Source organism: Bradyrhizobium sp. 179, from assembly GCF_023073535.1.
Taxonomy (GTDB): Bacteria; Pseudomonadota; Alphaproteobacteria; order Rhizobiales; family Xanthobacteraceae; genus Bradyrhizobium.
In genome coordinates, this window is sequence record NZ_JADPJR010000010.1 from 32,934 (window position 1) to 49,846 (window position 16,913).

The 16,913-nt window shown below is 60.7% G+C and carries 14 protein-coding genes and 1 pseudogene; 3 read left to right on the plus strand and 12 right to left on the minus strand.

Annotated elements, in window-relative coordinates:
* Positions 1–14: 14 nt before the first annotated feature.
* Positions 15–1,451, plus strand: coding sequence for an FAD-binding oxidoreductase (locus tag IVB12_RS02935; RefSeq protein WP_247295478.1), 1,437 nt, complete (start codon positions 15–17; stop codon positions 1,449–1,451).
* Positions 1,452–1,732: 281 nt separating this feature from the next.
* Here the strand turns inward: IVB12_RS02935 and IVB12_RS02940 are convergent, their stop codons facing one another.
* From IVB12_RS02940 to IVB12_RS02960, 5 genes are all read right to left on the minus strand, one after another.
* Positions 1,733–1,960, minus strand: coding sequence for a hypothetical protein (locus tag IVB12_RS02940; protein WP_247295482.1), 228 nt, complete (start codon positions 1,958–1,960; stop codon positions 1,733–1,735).
* 523 nt (positions 1,961–2,483) lie between these two features.
* On the minus strand, positions 2,484–3,407 hold the full coding sequence (locus IVB12_RS02945) for an esterase (RefSeq protein WP_247295485.1): 924 nt from the start codon (positions 3,405–3,407) through the stop codon (positions 2,484–2,486).
* Positions 3,408–3,481: 74 nt separating this feature from the next.
* Complete coding sequence (locus IVB12_RS02950) at positions 3,482–4,498, minus strand: ABC transporter substrate-binding protein (protein ID WP_247295489.1); 1,017 nt, start codon at positions 4,496–4,498, stop codon at positions 3,482–3,484.
* A gap of 49 nt (positions 4,499–4,547) precedes the next feature.
* A complete protein-coding gene (locus IVB12_RS02955) occupies positions 4,548–5,414 on the minus strand; it encodes an ABC transporter permease (protein WP_247295491.1) in 867 nt (288 codons plus the stop codon).
* Positions 5,415–5,428: 14 nt separating this feature from the next.
* A complete protein-coding gene (locus IVB12_RS02960; protein ID WP_247295605.1) occupies positions 5,429–6,223 on the minus strand; it encodes an ABC transporter ATP-binding protein in 795 nt (264 codons plus the stop codon).
* Positions 6,224–6,307: 84 nt separating this feature from the next.
* Here IVB12_RS02960 and IVB12_RS02965 point away from each other — a divergent pair.
* Both IVB12_RS02965 and IVB12_RS02970 read left to right on the plus strand, forming a co-directional pair.
* Positions 6,308–6,961: pseudogene (locus tag IVB12_RS02965) on the plus strand (response regulator transcription factor).
* Between the two features lie 43 nt (positions 6,962–7,004).
* Entirely contained in the window at positions 7,005–8,318 is a 1,314-nt protein-coding gene (locus tag IVB12_RS02970; protein ID WP_247295608.1) for a sensor histidine kinase, read from the plus strand.
* Between the two features lie 484 nt (positions 8,319–8,802).
* Here IVB12_RS02970 and IVB12_RS02975 read toward each other — a convergent pair whose 3' ends face one another.
* The 7 genes from IVB12_RS02975 to IVB12_RS03005 all read right to left on the minus strand — a co-directional run bounded on the left by IVB12_RS02975 (position 8,803) and on the right by IVB12_RS03005 (position 16,907).
* The gene (locus IVB12_RS02975) at positions 8,803–9,969 is read right to left on the minus strand and encodes an LPD7 domain-containing protein (protein WP_247295493.1); all 1,167 of its coding nucleotides are present in this window, start codon (positions 9,967–9,969) and stop codon (positions 8,803–8,805) included.
* Positions 9,953–11,899, minus strand: coding sequence for a type IV secretory system conjugative DNA transfer family protein (locus IVB12_RS02980; protein ID WP_247295495.1), 1,947 nt, complete (start codon positions 11,897–11,899; stop codon positions 9,953–9,955). The genes IVB12_RS02975 and IVB12_RS02980 overlap by 17 nt, the downstream gene beginning before the upstream one ends.
* Positions 11,865–12,896: a P-type DNA transfer ATPase VirB11 gene (gene virB11 / locus IVB12_RS02985; protein ID WP_247295497.1), complete on the minus strand. Its 1,032-nt coding sequence runs from the start codon at positions 12,894–12,896 to the stop codon at positions 11,865–11,867. Before virB11 ends, IVB12_RS02980 begins: the two co-directional genes overlap by 35 nt.
* Positions 12,893–14,038, minus strand: a complete 1,146-nt coding sequence (virB10, locus tag IVB12_RS02990; RefSeq protein ID WP_247295499.1) for a type IV secretion system protein VirB10 — start codon at positions 14,036–14,038, stop codon at positions 12,893–12,895. Before virB10 ends, virB11 begins: the two co-directional genes overlap by 4 nt.
* 11 nt (positions 14,039–14,049) lie before the next feature.
* A complete protein-coding gene (gene virB9, locus IVB12_RS02995; protein WP_247295501.1) occupies positions 14,050–14,901 on the minus strand; it encodes a P-type conjugative transfer protein VirB9 in 852 nt (283 codons plus the stop codon).
* The gene (locus tag IVB12_RS03000) at positions 14,898–15,569 is read right to left on the minus strand and encodes a virB8 family protein (RefSeq protein ID WP_247295503.1); all 672 of its coding nucleotides are present in this window, start codon (positions 15,567–15,569) and stop codon (positions 14,898–14,900) included. Before IVB12_RS03000 ends, virB9 begins: the two co-directional genes overlap by 4 nt.
* A 351-nt stretch (positions 15,570–15,920) precedes the next feature.
* Entirely contained in the window at positions 15,921–16,907 is a 987-nt protein-coding gene (locus IVB12_RS03005; RefSeq protein WP_247295507.1) for a type IV secretion system protein, read from the minus strand.
* Positions 16,908–16,913 lie beyond the last annotated feature (6 nt).

The following is a 16,913-nucleotide window of genomic DNA, read 5'->3' on the forward strand; positions in this document are numbered from 1 at the left end:
GGAAAATCACGGTCGTGTTCATCGCACCTACCGGCGAAATGCTGACGGACGATCTCGACGAGCGCCTTCGCGCCATCGTCGGCATTGAGGGTATGATCGAGCGGGAGACCGAACTCGAACGCTACTGCGTTTCTTTCGACAGTACGTTCCGCGGTTCCGCGCGCTATGTTGTGCGCCCGTCCTGTACAGCGCAGGTATCCGCAATCGTAGCAGCCTGCCGAAGGATAGGCGTTCCGATAGTACCGCAGGGAGGCAATACCGGCCTGGCAGGCGGCGCTCAGCCTACCGATCCGCGTAGCGTCATCATTTCTCTGGAGCGGATGCAGGCCTTGCGGGATATTGATCCGCGCAACGACACCGTGACGGTCGAGGCAGGAATGACGCTCGCCAGCCTACAAGCGCATGCCGCCGGCGTAGATCGACTATTTCCCTTAAGCCTCGCCTCGGAGGGGTCTTGTCAGGTCGGCGGAAATCTTTCGACCAGTGCCGGCGGAACCCAGGTTCTGCGCTATGGCAACATGCGGTCTCTCGCGCTGGGCATAGAAGTTGTATTTCCGGATGGCAGAGTTTGGGACGGCCTCCGCGGACTCCGGAAGGACTCGACTGGGTATGATCTGAAGCAACTATTCATCGGAGCCGAAGGAACACTCGGCATCATCACGGCAGCGACGTTACGGCTGTTTCCTCGGCCACGCGACGTCGCTACGGCCCTCGTGGGGGTGCCATCTCCGGCGGCCGCGCTTGACCTGCTGCACCTCACTCGTGCGCAGCTGGGCGAAGGCCTCAATGCCTTCGAGCTGATGCGACGCGAATGCCTGCAATGGGTGTTGGTTGCCCTTCCCGGCAGCACATCTCCGTTTGCAGAAGAATATCCGTGGTACTCCTTGATCGAAGCGACAGGTCAAGGTGAGCCGGGGGGTCTGCGAACCTCGATGGAACGGGCGCTCTCTGAGGCAATGGATAAGGGGTTAGTCCTCGACGGCGTGCTTGCGAACTCCGAAGCCCAGCGCCGTAGTCTTTGGGCATTGAGGGAAGGTCAGGCCGAGGCCCAGAAGGCCGGAGGCGCGGGCATCAAGCACGACGTCTCCGTACCGGTTTCCCGGGTGCCTGAGTTCATCGCTCTAGCAGACGCGGCATTGGCAAAAGCCTTTCCGGGCATTCGTCCCTTCGCGTTTGGCCATATCGGCGATGGAAATATCCATTACAATCCTATGCCGCCTGCAGATGTCGATCCGCGCGCATTCGCGGAGCGCCGCGAGGAAATCAATCGGGTTGTCCACGATATCGTAGCCAACCTCGGAGGCTCCATCAGCGCGGAGCACGGTATCGGTCAGCTGCGTCTTTCCGAGATAGCACACTACAAGTCCCCTACCGAGCTAAGTGCCTTTCGCGCGCTAAAGAAGGCTTTTGATCCGGAAAATTTGATGAATCCGGGAAAACTGCTGACTTAATTCGGCTCGATCCTTGCCGGAGCGCGGTATCGAGAGAGGCACGCTGGACGACCTATGGCGCTGCCGGTGATGTAACAAGTCAGCTTAGACGATCTCGTAAGTCTATTGACGGCACTGTCGCGTAGAAGCGAGCGCTCCCTCTTCTCGAGCGAGCGCATTCGCAAGGGCGACTTGGCGATCTGCCATTCGGACGCCAAGCGGATCCGTAAGTCGGCCACGTGCCCGAAGGTTTGTCCAGCTCTGACGCTTCACCGGGCGAAGCAAGATCGTTTTGCTCACGGCTATCCTTTGGACAGGCGCAATTCCTCGATGGCCTGGACGCAGATCTTGGCAGGGTCCTTGAGGCCGGTCTGCCCGATCTCAATGATCTTCCTGGCTATCAATTCGGTGAGAGGATCGTTTCGATCCTGCACGCCAATGGTACGGAGAGCCTGCTCGTAAGCGCTGGAAAGCCGCTTGATCTCTTCAGGCCCAAGAGGTGAGTTTTGCAGTATCCGATAGATAGCCAAGTTTTAGTCCCCCTGCTGGACGCAGCGTAGCATCAGGACGCTGAGGAGAACATTGCCATTTAAGAGCAACTTAGCTGCGAGAACCGCTGAGGCGCCGGCGGGAGATCCGCGATGCGTCCCGCGGATGCGCGACGCACTTTTTGGCGCAGACTGAACTCTTATCCACCGGTCAGGCGGTCCATGAGGAGGCAACATACGAAGCGCGTTCTTATAGGAGGGATCAGACCGGTCCTAAGCAATCGAATTGCCTTTTGCCTTTTTCTCGATTCTGGAGGTCGGCGGAAGCAGCCGCGAGGAGATCAGGAAGCCTTCGCCCGCGCCCGGCCGAATGCGTCTTACATCCTGCCACCATGTACCTGATTGGCGCAGCGCACAGCGTAGGTTGAATCCAAACGCTATCGTGTCGAATCGCGGGGAACGGTGCGGTCCATCCAGTTAGAAATCCATTTCGCGATCTCCAGACTATTCTTGTCCTGCATGATCATGTGAGAGTTTCCCTTGAATCCAAGGTCCGGCAAGACGACTAGTTCTGCCTTCGCTCCAGCCTTGCTCGCAGCCATGACGAATTCTCGGCAGGCGGGCAGGCGGGGTGCCCAAAGTCGACATTGTCTCCGAACATAACCAGGATCGGCATGCCGACATATGGTGTCATGTCGCTGTTTGCAGCCGGACAAGCCCCAGGTTCGATCGATACGATGCCCGCAATATTCTTGCGATCTAACGCGGCCGCCTGAAAAGGGTAGATGCCGGACTGCGAATGGCTGATCAGGATCGCGCCCTTTAGACGCTGCGAGAGCTCGACGAGGGCGGGAACCGTCGGGTTAGGCGTCGGCAGCGCGGCAAGCCAATCAGGCACCATCTGTTTCCAGAATTCCGCCTGCGCTTCGAGCGGAAACTGCATTTCGGCAAACGTCTGTGGGTACTCGGGCCCGAATCTGAAGGTCTTCCATGCACTCTCCCGCCCGGCTGCGAAGACAGCTGGCAGTTGGTCGGGCGGAAGCTTTCCTGCCTTCACAGCGTTGCTCGTCGCAGGGCTAGTGGCTGAACGGCCGCGCCAAGCTTGATCGATGATGTACGTGGGATAGCCCGCTCTCAGAAAAAACTCGTCCCATCCCATTCTGCCATCCGGCGTGGTTTCCCACGTCTTCCCCGTAAGGCAGCAGCCATGGATCAAGACTACCGGATGCCGGCCGGACGTATCGAGCGGCGTCTGATATCGAACATAGACCTGATCGACGACTATTGTTCCAACCGGATCCCGTCTCGCTTCCGTCGCGAGGGAGTCGGAATGCACCTCGCGTCCGCCGACGAAAAAACTTCCCTGCGAGGCTATCGTCAATGGCGTCGACGCCTCCTCGCCACGAGAAGCCGATATTGTGAGCTCATTCAAGCTTGCCGCGAAAACAAACGAGCATAGCAGCAAAGTATTCAGCAGCTTCAACCGCACCTTACACTCCTATTCATAAAATTCGACGCAAGAGCAGACCATGGTAGCTGGCCTTCGAACGAACGTTGCAAACGCTAATTTCCCGGACGGCTCGCGAGTTGGGGCACGAACATATCGCTCCACTTCGCCGGGTTGAGTTTGATGGACCCGGCTCGGTGCATGAACTCAGAGAACTGCATCATACCCGTCGGGGTGACCGAGAAGCGTGTATCCGGATCCTCGATCATTTCTCGAATTTCGGCGGGCTCAACCTTGATTTTTGAACTCCTGGCGTAGATCTCGGCGGCAAGTTTCTTGTCCTTGGCGATGAGAGCAGTCGCATCATCCATTGCATCTACGAAGGCCTGAGTCATCTTCGGATTCGCATCAACGAACGTTTTCGGAGCGAAGACGACGTCGAGGGTGATGTTGCCGAGATAGTCGACCGAGTTCAGCACACGATGGAGTCCGGGCGCCTTTGCTTCGATGTATTGGAATGGCGGCGAAGTGAAATGCGAGTTGATCTCGGTTTTTCCGCTCAGAAGCGCCGTCAAGGCTTCGGGATGTGGTAGACTCACGGTCTTCGGATCCATTTTGGCGAAGTTCGCATCTCCAAACTCCTTGGCCGCGATCATCTGAAGGACCACGGCGGCAAGAGACGTCTTGATGACCGGCAGCGCAATCTTGTCCTTGCTGGTGAAGTCCTTGAGCGACTTGAGTTCAGGCTTGTTCGTGTTAAGCCATAGCGAAGTCGAGCTCATGCCGGACACACCGACCACCTCGACATTCGGGATGCCCTTGGCCTTGGCCCAGAGTGTGATGAATCCGGGCGCGCCGGTGCCCGCGAAGTCGAGCGTACCCGCCATCATCGCATCGTTGATGACGTTGCCGCCATCCAGCATGAGCCACGTTACCTTGATGTCGCCGAGACCGGCTGTCTTGGCCCTCTTCTCCAGGAGCTGCTGATCCTGCATGACGATCAGCGGCAAATAGAGGATGCCAAATCCCTTGGAGACGCGGATCTCACGTACCTCGGCGCGGACAATGCCCGAACAAAGCATCGCGCTGATCGCGGCAGCGACAAACGCGCCCATTAAGCGGCTCCTCGACATCCAATATCATCCCCTAGTATGGCGGTTCGTCTTTGATTTGCGCTTGGTTTTAGTGCTGCATGCCCCAGCGTCGGATTGTCTTGCGCTCGATCGTTGCGAAGATAACATTCTCGACGAAGAGCCCGATCAGGATCACTGTGAACAGCCTTGCGAAAACATTCGCCGTCTCGAGCTGATTCCGATTTTCATAGATGAACCAGCCGAGGCCACCTGCTCCGGACGAGACGCCGAACACGAGATCGGCCGCGATCAATGTGCGCCAAGCAAAGGCCCAGCCGACCTTGAGACCGGTCAGGATCGCAGGGAACGCTGCGGGGATGAGGATCAGACGTACCAGCTTGAGGCCGCTCAACCCATAATTCTGGCCGACCATGCGCAGCGTGTTGGAAACCGATCGGGAGCCGGCATGGGTGTTCAGCGCGATCGCCCAGAGCACGGAATGCACTAGAACGAAGATCACGCTGCCCGAGCCGAGGCCGAACCAGATTAGCGCAAGCGGCAGCAGCGCAATCGCCGGCAGCGGATTGAACATCGAGGTCAGCGTCTCAAGCAAGTCGGCGCCGATCCGGGAGCCGATCGCCAGCGTCGTCAGCAACGCAGCCAAGCCGATGCCGATACCGTACCCGATCATCAGAGTCTGGAGCGAGACCAGCATGCGCTGCGGAATGACGCCGCTGGCAATATTGCTGACGAAGGCCTCGACGGTCTGGCCAAAGGTTGGAAACAGCAGCGGGTTGCCGAGCCAGCGGCCATACGCCTCCCAGGCGATGGCAAGCCCTGCAAGGATCAAGGTCTTGCGGACGAAACCAAAGCTATAGATACGCTCGGCGACGCCAATGGACTTCGCGATGACAGGTGCGTCGCTCGAATGGACTTCGTGAACTATTTCGGGGCGGAAAGTGAGAAGATCGGTCATTTTAGTCGCTCCCCTCAATGTGCTGCGAACAGCATGTCGTTGATGCGGGTTTCGAGCGCCGCCTGCGTGCCAGTGCCCAATTCCTGCTGCGGTACGCTGTTGAGCTCCGCCTTGACCTCGCCGGGATGAGGCGACAGAAGCAAAATGCGCGTGTCGATGCGGATCGCTTCCTCGATCGAGTGCGTGACGAACAGCACCGTAAAGCGCGTGTCATCCCACAGCCGCAGCAGTTCGTCCTGCATCTTACGACGCGTTAGCGCGTCGAGCGCAGCGAAAGGCTCGTCCATGAGCAGGATGTCGGGCTCCATCGCCATGCCATGGGCGATGGCGACGCGCTGCTTCATGCCGCCCGACAGCATATGAGGGTAGCTGTCGATGAATTTCGTCAGCCCGACCTTGTCGATATAAGACCTTGCGCGATCTTCCGCCTCAGTTGCTGTCGCCCGATCGCTTGCGGTCAGCGCGAACACGACATTCTCCCGTACCGTCTTCCAGGGTAGGAGTTGGTCAAACTCCTGAAACACCATCATCCGATCTGGACCGGGATGGGTCACCTCGCGGCCCTTCAAACTGATACGACCTTCGACCGGGGTGATATAACCACCGATCGCCTTCAATAGGGTCGACTTGCCGCATCCAGACGGACCGAGCAGCACGAACCGGTCCGACGAACACACGTCGAAGGAGACGCGCCGCGTCGCAGTGATGACGGCACTGGGGGTTTTGTATTGCAGCGTGACGCCGGTAACCGAAAGCAACGGGGAAACGTGCTGGTGTTGAAGGGGGCGTTCATGAACCCTTTCCTCTATGCGTTTCCTTGCGCGCTGTGGCGCTTGATGTGCTAGTAAGCCGCGAAACTGACTTTTACCTGACTCCAGTACGAGTGCTCCTAGGTGCGCATACTCGTCGTTGAAGACACCAGCGATATCGCCGAGGCCGTGGTGGCACGTCTCGAAGCGGCGGGTCACGCGGTGGATTGGGGTGCCGATGCCAGCGCAGCCACAGAACTGCTTGCTGTGCAGACCTATGACCTGATGATCCTCAACCTTAATCTTCCGGACGAAGACGGTTTGACGGTGCTCGCGAAAGCGTCGCGTCAAGACGCCCGTCCTGGTCATCACGGCACGTTCTGCCGTCGACGAGCGCATCGGCGCGCTCGATCTTGGGGCCGACGAATACCTCACGAAGCCATTTCGACTACCGCGAACTCGAAGCGCGGGCGCGCGCATTGCTGCGTCGCAGCATAGGTCTTTCGGATAACCTGTTGCGCGTCGGGCCGTTAACGATCGACCGAGCGGGCCGCGAGCATCGAAGAGAGGCCGCTCAATCTGACGCGCCGCGAATTGGCAGTACTTGAAATCCTGGCCGTAAGACCGGATCGTATTGTCCCGAAGGAGGAACTCGTCGAGCAGCTCTTCAACTTCGACCAAGAACCCAACGCAAATGCCATCGAGCAGTTTGTGGCGCGTTTGCGCCGGAAGCTCGCCGATGCACCCATCGAGATCAGGACTATGCGTGGTTTGGGCTATCAGCTTGTCGCGACGTGACCTGCAGCTTTCGCTCCGCTCCCGTATCATAGCGACCCTATCGGTGGTGCTTGCCGGCGCTGCCGTCATCCTCGGTCTTGCAGCCTGGCAATACTCTTCGGTAGCGGCGCAGCAAGCCTACGACCGCCTTCTGAGCGGAGCAACGATCCAGATCGCGGAAAACGTCTACGTCCAGGGCGGTGTCGCCGCTCTCGATCCCCCGGTTGCTGCCATCGCGACGCTCTCGGCCTATGACATGGTCTTCTATAAGGTCGTGGATCCACGCGGAATTGTCGTGGCTGGGTATGGGGAGTTGGCTTCCACAGCCACTGAATCTGCGGCAAGAAGCGGAGTCGTACTGGAGGATGGTGTCTATCAAGGGCAAATCGTCCGCATTGCGACGATGGCCCGTCAGATCGGATACCCTGCTCAGGCTGGAATGGGCAACGATCGTGGTCGCCCAGACCAGGGACGCGTCGTCGGCCCTCGCGCGCGAACTGACAAGGCGCTGACCGTCATCGCGGTCATGAGCGCGCTGGCTTTGCTCGCAGCAAGCTTCGCTATCGGTCTTGCCCTGAAGCCGCTCACCAAGATTGAAAGCGAGATTGCGAACCGGCGCGCGGACGATCTTAGCCCCATCCATGCCGAGCCGCCCTTCGAAATCCGTAGCCTCGTGTTCGCAATCGATGGCTTCATGCAGCGCCTTGCCGACAGAATGAATCTGATGCAGCGCTTTATCGCAAATGCGAGCCATCAGATTCGTACGCCGCTTGCAGCGCTCGATGCGCAAGTCGAACTGCTCTCCACTACGAAGTCGCCGCAGCGGCGCGCGGAATATCTGGCTCGAATCCGCGACCGGACGGCGCAATTGGCGCGTTTGACGAATCAATTGCTTGACCATGCGATGGTCATCCATCGCGCCGACGCGGCGCAAGCCGCGCCTGTCGGGCTCAACGAGTTGGCAAGGTCAGTCCTTGCGAGCGCCGTCCCGCTGTCGATGTCGCGCGAAGTCGACATCGCCTTCGAGCCGGCGGATCCGGCACCGGTTGTCATGGGCAATGCGATCAGCATACGCGAGGCGCTCGGTAATCTCATCCACAATGCGCTTGTCCATGGTGCGCGGAGTCGACTCACCATTGCCATCGGCCAAAATGGAGACTCTGCCTGGATCGAAGTGCGGGACGATGGTGCAGTTTTTGACCCGACGATAGCGGAGCAACTCATTGCGCCCTTTGCAAAGGGTGAGAGTTCGTCCGGCTCAGGGCTCGGGCTCTCGATAGCCGACCAAGTTGCCCGAGCCCATGGCGGCTCACTTAGCTTCGCCCGCTGCGATGGCTTGACGATTGTGCGTTTGTCGATCAGAGGAGGGGCAGCGTAATACACAGACCATCTGTGTACCGTCTTGTGTACCGACGGTGGTCCGGAAAGCACCTATCAAAGACCCGCTGATTTTGAGAGTTTCTCATGGATCGCCGTCCCCGCGTCGGCCAACAGGTCGGTTCAGACCTCCTGCCCGATTGAGTCCGTGGCCGCGGCTTGGCCATGTTCGTCACCGTTCTTCGGAGCGATGATCGCCGACAGCGTGCTTTGGGGACCCGCCTCGGGACTCGGCTTGCCCACGGCGCATTCCCGCGCCGTCGCGTGAGCGCGCTGACCGGGCGCTGGAAGCTTCAACAGGTGCAGGCATCAATCTTGCGCCCTCGATGCATTGGCCCACACGCGGGCAACTACGTGACGCAGGAATGCTGCTTTGGGGACACCTCGTCGATAGTCGGATCGTGGGACGTTTCAGTCCAATCCATCGCGGGAATGCCCCTTCGGACCGTACAGACGGCAATCATTTCTGAATTGACCTCGTGCATTCAGCGCTCACGCTCACGCATTCTCGCGCGGTCACCAGTCTGAACTATTCGGATCTCCTTGTCTCCTTCCGAGGGATGACGATCTCGAACCGGTTCCATGACTGTTGCTCGCGAGAACGTATGCCCCTCCTCCAGATGCCGGGCGATGCGCTCCTTGGCAAAAGCCATAATGTTCTGGCGAGCACTCTCATCGTTCGGCAGAGCGCGTTCGACAAGCTTGTTGATGACGGCGATCTGGGATTCGGCCGCGAGTAGGTCGGAATCATGCGCGGCCGCCAGTCGGTCTGCACGGCGTGTCTCCAACGTCACACTCCACCTGTTGCGCCACATCTGCCGCCGTTCAATGCCAGCGATTCCTGTGGCGGCGTCTATGGATTTGATTGCCCTGATGACGGGTTCGACGCCTTCCCTTCGCAGAGAGATGCGATCGCCAGGCTTGGCGCCACTGTCTGCGACGTCCGTTACGATGCCGACGCCCCACACCTGATGTCGCCGACCATCGTCCAGTTCAATGGCTACATAGGTTGATGGCTCTGCGTCGGCGCGATCGCGATAGGGGCCAAAACCGACCTTCATCAGACGTCCGGAAACGCCTTTATCGTAATCGAGCCTGTCCGCCTGCAATGGCCTGTCGGAGACGGTGCGAGCCTCTGCATCGTTGGCCCGGGTCTGGGCTCGATCCCATGCGACTCGTCGGTCAGCGAGCGCCTGCCGATCAAGCTCGCTTGGCTGATAGCCTTTCACATCCATCCCGCGCGCGCTGGCCTCGAGCCAGGCCTCGCGTCGAAACTCGACGGAGCCATGGACGTGAAGTGCCTCCCACTGGCGATGTTGTGCCACGCTGACCATGTCCCGGATCACTTCTGCGGCAGCTATGCGGGTGACGAGGCGATCGTCAGTGGCCTTGAACGCGAGGTACTCTTTCCGCTCATCGGCATAGAGCCGCGCTTCGCGTTCGGATCCATCCTTTTGGGATTGACTGGCCAGCACGTAATATTTCCGACGGATGCGGTCCGGAAACGCACTATCGGTGACCTCCGCGGATGAAGGCTGGTTAGGCGCCGTTGCTATGGTCTCGTGGTCCCCCTTGTCTCGGGCGGAAGCGCGGCCCGCGCGACGTTGCCGCTCCAGGCTGAACTCCTCGCTCGCATTATGCCCGTCGTTCATGCTGCTCACCCTTCTGCTTGCGGCCAGTCCGCCGAGTCGGCGGAATGGCCTGAGCGTCGATGTAGTTCAGGGTCCAGGCTTTCAGGTCGTCCTCAGAGAGTCCTTCGAGGTCGACGTCTACATCCCCAAAATCGAAAGAGGCGTCGGCCGGAATTGTGGAGGGGTCGGCCACCTCCTCGTCGGTCAACGGGCGCGACCGAAATACCGCCCGGAGCTCCGCGACCTCGGAGCGAAGCTCCTTGATCTCGGCGTCAAGCAGTGCGGTTGAGCGACCTTTCGGCAGCTTCTGGACAGGCGCGGGCAGCAGGCGTGTGAGGAACGCCTTGTCTTCGTAATAGACGATTTTGTCGGCGACGATCGGGGGAAGGCCGGTGCCCAGGATGAAGGCCTTGGACCTTGGAAGAAGCTTCAGCTCCTGCGGCAGCATCAGGGCGCGCCGATGCTCGGAGACGGTCTCGCTGGTCGACCGCGTTGCCAGCCCTTTCGGTCCGCTGCGGCTCCGCGCTTTGACCGTATCGTAGCCGATGCGCTCGGAGAGCTCATTTGCGACGTCCTGTTCTTTGGGCGCGAACACCACCTCGACGGCATGGTTGGTCATAAAATTGCGGGCCGCGTCGATTCCGTAGATCGCGCGCAGCTGGGCCGGACTCTGGACCACGGTCAGCAGACGGATGCCGTAGCCCGCGATGAACGCCACCGATTTGGCGAGCACATTGACATTGCCCAGCGCCGGAAATTCATCGAGCAACAGCAGCACCTTGCGATTGAGTTTGGGATTTTGTTCCGGCAGCTCGCGGGTATTGAGATCGACCACCTGCTGAAAGAACAAGTTCAGAAGCGGCGCCATGCGGTCGAGATTGTCAGGGGTCACGCCGAGATAGATCGACATCGGTCGTTGCCGCAGCTGCCGCAGATCGAAATCGTTCGTCGAGGTGGCGGCATCGATGCGGGGGTTGAGCCAGAGGCCCAGCCTCGCCGTGACGGTCTTGCGCACCGAGTTCATGGTGTTTTCGGAAGCGGCGAGGAAATCGTTCAACGCCGTGATGCAATGTCGCGACAGTGGCGAAGGGCCGGACTTGCGAGCGGCGATGAGTTTTTCGAAATGTGTCTTGAGGTCCGGGGCTGCGGACAGCTGGTGCAGGATCTCGCCGACCGTCAATGGCAAGCCAGGCGTTTCGGCGACATAACCGCCGATCGCGACAAAGGCCGAACGTGCCGCCTCGAACCAAAAGGGATCACCGCGGCTTTCGGCTGGAAACAGCATGACGGAGATGCGCTGCAGATCGTCATAGAGGTCGGCGGGATCGCTGCGCACATAGCTCAGCGGGTTGTAGCGCGCCGTGCGACCATTCTCGTCGAGCGGGTCGAACAGATAGACCTCCTGCCCATGGGCTGCGCGAAATCCGGCCGAGCGGTCCCAGTTCTCCTTCTTCACATCCAGCACGACGACTGAATCCGGCCAACTGAGCAGGTTCGGAATGACATAGCCGACGCCCTTGCCGGCGCGGGTCGGAGCGTAGACCAGCACGTGTTCCGATCCGCCGAAGCAGAGCAGAGCACCGTCCTTGCGGCCGAGCAGCACGCCTTCCTTGGATCGCAGGCCAGCGGCCTTGATCTCGCGCTCGGACGCGAAACGCGCGCTGCCGTGAAGCGGGAGAGGACGGTGCCGGAAGATTGCGCCGAGCAGGCCAAAGACCACTACCGCGCCGGCGAGGGTCGATAGGGTGAGCCAGCGGTCGAAACGTGGGTCAGCGCCATAGCGGGGCCAACCGGTGGCGATCTCCGACCAATGCAGACCACCATCGTGAAGCCTGAGCCCCAGCAGCAATGTGTTGGAGGCGACCAACAGGAACAGCGCTGAGGCCGCGAGCGCGACCGCTATTCCCTGCGCCGCCCTAACGGAGGTGGTCGCGTTTGCGAACGGGGTCATAATAGATCTCCGAAATGCGGTAGCGGCCGTCCCGCTTCTGCATCTGGATGACGACGTCGACGAGAAGCAGCAGCAGCGAGCGGATGTCGTCGCGATGCAGGTCGCGGCCTTCCGCACTTTCCTTGACCAACAAGGTCAGCTGCTCGAAGGCGAGCCGGGCGCTGTCGGCATGAACCGTTGTGATCGATCCTGGATGGCCCGAATTCACATTCCGTAGATAGAAGAATGCGGTCCCGTCGCGCAGCTCCTGGAGCAGAATACGATCGGGCCGCATCCGCAGGCAGGACTCCAGAAGTTCGCGCGGTCCAATTTTGGCAAGACCCTGCCCGTCCTTGGCGTAAAGCAGCCGCACACAATTCTGATGAGGGATGACAAGCTCCGCGGTATCCTCGATAGTGATGAGCCGCTCGTGTGCCGGGATCGCCGCGATCAGCGCCTTGGACAGCGTCGTCTTTCCCGAACCAGTCGCCCCGGAAATGATGATATTGCGGCGGGTTGAGACGGCCAACTGGAGGAAGGCGCGCCAGGCGCCGGCTTCTTTCAGGGCCAGAAGCCGATTCTCGTCGGTTGTGAGTTCGTCATCGGCGACACGGACCTCATCGAACAGTTTTGCCTGCTCAAAGGCATCCAGTGTCATCGTCAAAGCTGACGGCTTGCGTATCGTGAGACTTACGGTGCCTTCTGGCACCGCCGGCGGGACGACTATCTGGCAGCGCTCCTCGCCGATCAGGCTGGTCGAGACCACCGGATGCTCCGGGCCGATGTCCTGACGGGTGTGGCCGGCGGCCGCGGTCGCGAGGTGTGAGAGGTAGGCATGCGTCAAAGCTGGCGCTTCGTGCCGGGTCCAGCCGCCGGCGCCTTCCACGAAAATCTCGCCGGGACGGTTGACGACGATTTCGGTCAAGGATTTGTCCGCCAGAAATGGAGCCAGCGGCTCGAGATAGCGCGCCAGCACGAGCCGGCTGCCATCGCGCTCGATGGAATGTACGGCACTCACTTTGTCACCACGGCCGGAGCCACGAGGCCCCCGGGGACGGTGCGGTCCAAAATCTGCGTGCGGGTCTCGACCCGCCGCAATTGATAGACCGAGGAGAAATCGACGTCGCGGGCGACAAAGATGTTGACGAGTTCGCCCTGGTTCTTGTTGAGGGTCGGTGGAATGTTGATCGACTGCTCGACAGCGATGGCTGCGGCGGTATTGGTGGCGCCGGTGGTGTTGTTGATCTGGATGGAGCTGTCCTGCAGCTGCTGACGCCCGATCGAGCCGGCATCATTGACAACCGACAGTAGGAGCGCCGAGCCGAACCGTTCAAAGAAGTGGGTGTCGATGTCGCCGTCAAAACCCGCGCGGCCCAGCGCATCGGTCGCCGGCGAGGCCAATGCTGCAATGACGCCGGTCGGCGTCTTGGCGCGGGTCCACAGCACGAACAGGCGTTTTGATCCGCGCCGCACACTGCCGCGATATTCGCCGACCACTTGGGTGCCTTTTTCCATCAGCACCACGTTGCCGGAATCCGATATCACGTCGCGCACGACGACGCAGGAGACGAAACCGGCCACGTCGGAGGACATCGCCGTTTCCAGTACGCATGGGATTGAGGTGCCCTGGGTGACCAGCAGATTGCGATTGGGAAGCCGCGTTGCGCGCACGCCCTCGATCGGGGTCGGCTTCAGCTTGTCGGCGAGGTCGTTGCGCGGCTCGCCCCGCCCGAACCCATAGGGATCAGTGACGACACTTCCGGTCACGCTGTCGTGGGCCGGGCGTCCCGCAGAACTCGGCCGATTATAGGCCAGAACTGGTGCGCGCCGGGCGCTCTCCAGAAGCTGGTCGGAGGCGGGTGCGGGAGCCGCTGGCGTGGCTGGGACCGGAGCGGCTCCAGTTGAGGCTGTGGTAACAGGCGCGGCCGGCGCTTCCGGGATAGGCTCGAACGCCGCCGCCTGGCGGATCACCAGCTTCCGGGCGGAATCACTGACCGGCTTATCGCCTTTCCAGGTCCCCCAGATGATCAGAGCGGCAAAGGCGGTGAGCGCCAGCGCACCGAAGCCGCGTTTGAGCATCGCCGTTCGGCCATTGTCCCCTCCGCCCACAGGCGTAATGCCGCGGTCGCCGGCGATCGTCTCATCCTGATGTTCGGTCATATCGCCCTCGCCTATCGCGGCCTTGGGGTTAGTGGTGATTTCTTCGCCCGCCGCTCAATCGACGGGCTTGTGGTATTGGTGCCCGGATTAATTCCCACCGCGTCGAATGCTTCGTTGAAAATGCAGAGTACAGTGTCGCCCTTGCGCAACCGAAACTCCCGGGCCGTGGCATGAACCACCACGAGTTCCCCGCGAACATCTTTTGGCACCAGGCTTTCCGAGCCGTCGGAGTTTATCAGATAGATCGCGGGGATCTCGCGATTGCCCGCGAAGCGGAACGTGGTCTCCTTGCCGTCGTCGAAAACGGCTTCGGGCTCGAGGTCGACCGAGCCCTGCGCTGAAAAACGCCAGTTGCGCGCACCATAGGCATGATGCAAGTCGAAGGTCTGGTCGATCAGCGCGCCTTCCCGCTCGGCGCCGCGGGCGGCAGCTTCAGTGCGCCGACGCTCCAACTCGTCGCCGGGATAGGCGAAGCGGACGACGAAGTAACTGTCCGCCAGCGTCGTCTCGGCGATCGACAACTCGAACTGATACGAGCGCTTTCGGCCGTCGGGGCGCGTGGTGACAACCTGCAAATTGGTCGGCGGATGTTTCTCCCGGGGCTTGAGGAACAGGATCGAGCCCGCCGGTGCGACCTCCCATGCAATCGCGTCGCCGATCGCGACATGCGCAACCTCCTCATCGTCGGCGAACAACACCTGTGTCGATGCCCGAATCACGCCGTTGATTCGGACCACGTTGGCTGGGTCGTAGGTCACCGTGCGCACGCGGGCATCGTGTTGGCCTGGTGACGGCTGTTGCAAGGCCAGAACCGGCCCCGCAAATCCCAGGACAAAGGTCATCAAGAGAACGAATGATTTCATGGCACGACCTCCGGATCGGCGCGATATTCCGAGACCAGAAAGCCGAGGGGATTGATGAGACGGTCGGCGGAGGAGATTGGCGCGGTGGCATAGGAGAACGTCAGGGTCGAGACCCAATGGGTCACGCGGGTCTCCTCGCCCTTGCGGCTCTCCTTCAGGAAGCGGACGGACGCCACATTGTCGGCCAGGAGCGAGATCGCCTTGATCCGCACCGTCGCCACCCCGAAACGGCCCTGAACGACTTGCGGGCTTTCGGGATTGGAGCCGCGATACCAGGCTGCGAACCGGGCTTGTTCGCCCTGCCCCGAGAGTAGTGAGATCGTCCGAAAGTTGGTTTCGGCCTCCGGATAGCTGTACCCCTCGCGCGCGCGAACGTAGCGGGCAAGAAAATACTTGGTGACGGCTTCATCATAGCGCGCCGGCGTCGAAGTGAGCGCGGAGACGGTGTCCACAATGCCGGTGGCATTATCGACCCGGATAACGAACGGCTCGACCGTCTTGAGCGGTGCAAGTGCTGCGACCGCACCAACCGAGGCGGCCGCCAACGCGCAGGCAACAGCGGCAATCACCCATGCCGTTCGCCGCGAGCGATGGGCCGAGAGCAACAGATCCTGTTCCCATCGGCGCGCATTGTCGAAATAAGCTTTCAGCTCGTCGTGTCCGACCATCTCAAGCCTCCTTGCCGCAAGCGCGGTACGAGGCTGCTATGTCGGCGCGCTGGTCCGACGCGGCGAGTTGCCTGAAGGGTGCCGCCGGGTTGGTTTCGCCTTTGCGGATGACTGGCGGCGGTGCGGATGGCGGAATTGGTGGCTCCGGTGCCGCCAACGGCGTGCCGGTCTCCCAATCCCACAGCGAACGATTGAGCGGCCGCCGAGCTTGGCCATCACACGATGGCGGTCCCTTTGACCAGCTAGCGCAGCCGCCAAGCTGAAATCCGATGACGCAGATGATGAATAGTCGACGCCACATCGTTCTGATGCCCCTGTTTGCCGTTGTCGCCCGTTGTCGGCGAAAATTGTCTACGCGGCTGTTGTTCCCGGCGATCGGGTGCGCCGCATACTGCCGCCTTGCCGGCTGGCTCTTATGGCGGCCAGTCCACGGCTCGCCGACCAGCGGGCGCCGGCATAAGCGCCGCTGGCTGCGGCCGTGGCGTTGGCAATCATTGGGCTCGTGACCAGCCGGCTTGCGAGCGACGCACCGCCCCCGGCGAGGCCGCCGGCGATGACCGGCAGTTGAAGCGAGATGTAACCGGACAGGCCGAGCACCGCGCTGATGGCGACAGCGGCCACCACCATCTCGCCGGCTGTGCCGGCGTTTGCCGCAAACCTGTCGATGAAGCCGGTAACGGTCGTTAACATCAACCCGACCAGAGCAACCACCAGGACCAGGAGGATCACGAAGTTCGCGACCTGCCGAAGCCAGGCTTCGGTAAACGGCCGCGTGGCCTCAAAGAGTCCAAGCGCAATGAAGATCGGACCAAGCGCGATAACGACGCCGAGGCCAACCTTGGCATAGAGCAGAATGGCAAACTGCAAGAAGGACCCAACCGCCACAAAGACCAGGAGGATGGCAGCAACTAGCGCCGGTGCGATGTTGGTCAGGCCGGCCTGCTTGTAGATCCTGTTGGCGACGTCGATTCCTTTGGTCAGAAGCTGATCGAACGGAGCTCCGGAATTGGTGTTCAGTCCGGCACCCGCCAAGGCATTGCCGATCTCCCTCGGCAAGGAATCGAAGAACAGACCGGTGACGTATTGCTGGAATGCGCTTGAGTTGGTCGCTAGCAGCACCACGACCACGATCCGCATCGCCCGCCAGGCAAACTCCATGATTGGCTCCGAGATTGCGCCCCGCATCACCGCAAAGCCGTAGAGGATGACATACAGCATCACGGCCGCGCGGAGGGGACCATCAATGTAAGAGGCAAGATTTGATGCCGAAGTCGACACGAATGTCGTGATCGGCTGCTCGAATTCCTTCAGAAAACTGTCGAAGACATTTATGGCCATCGCGGC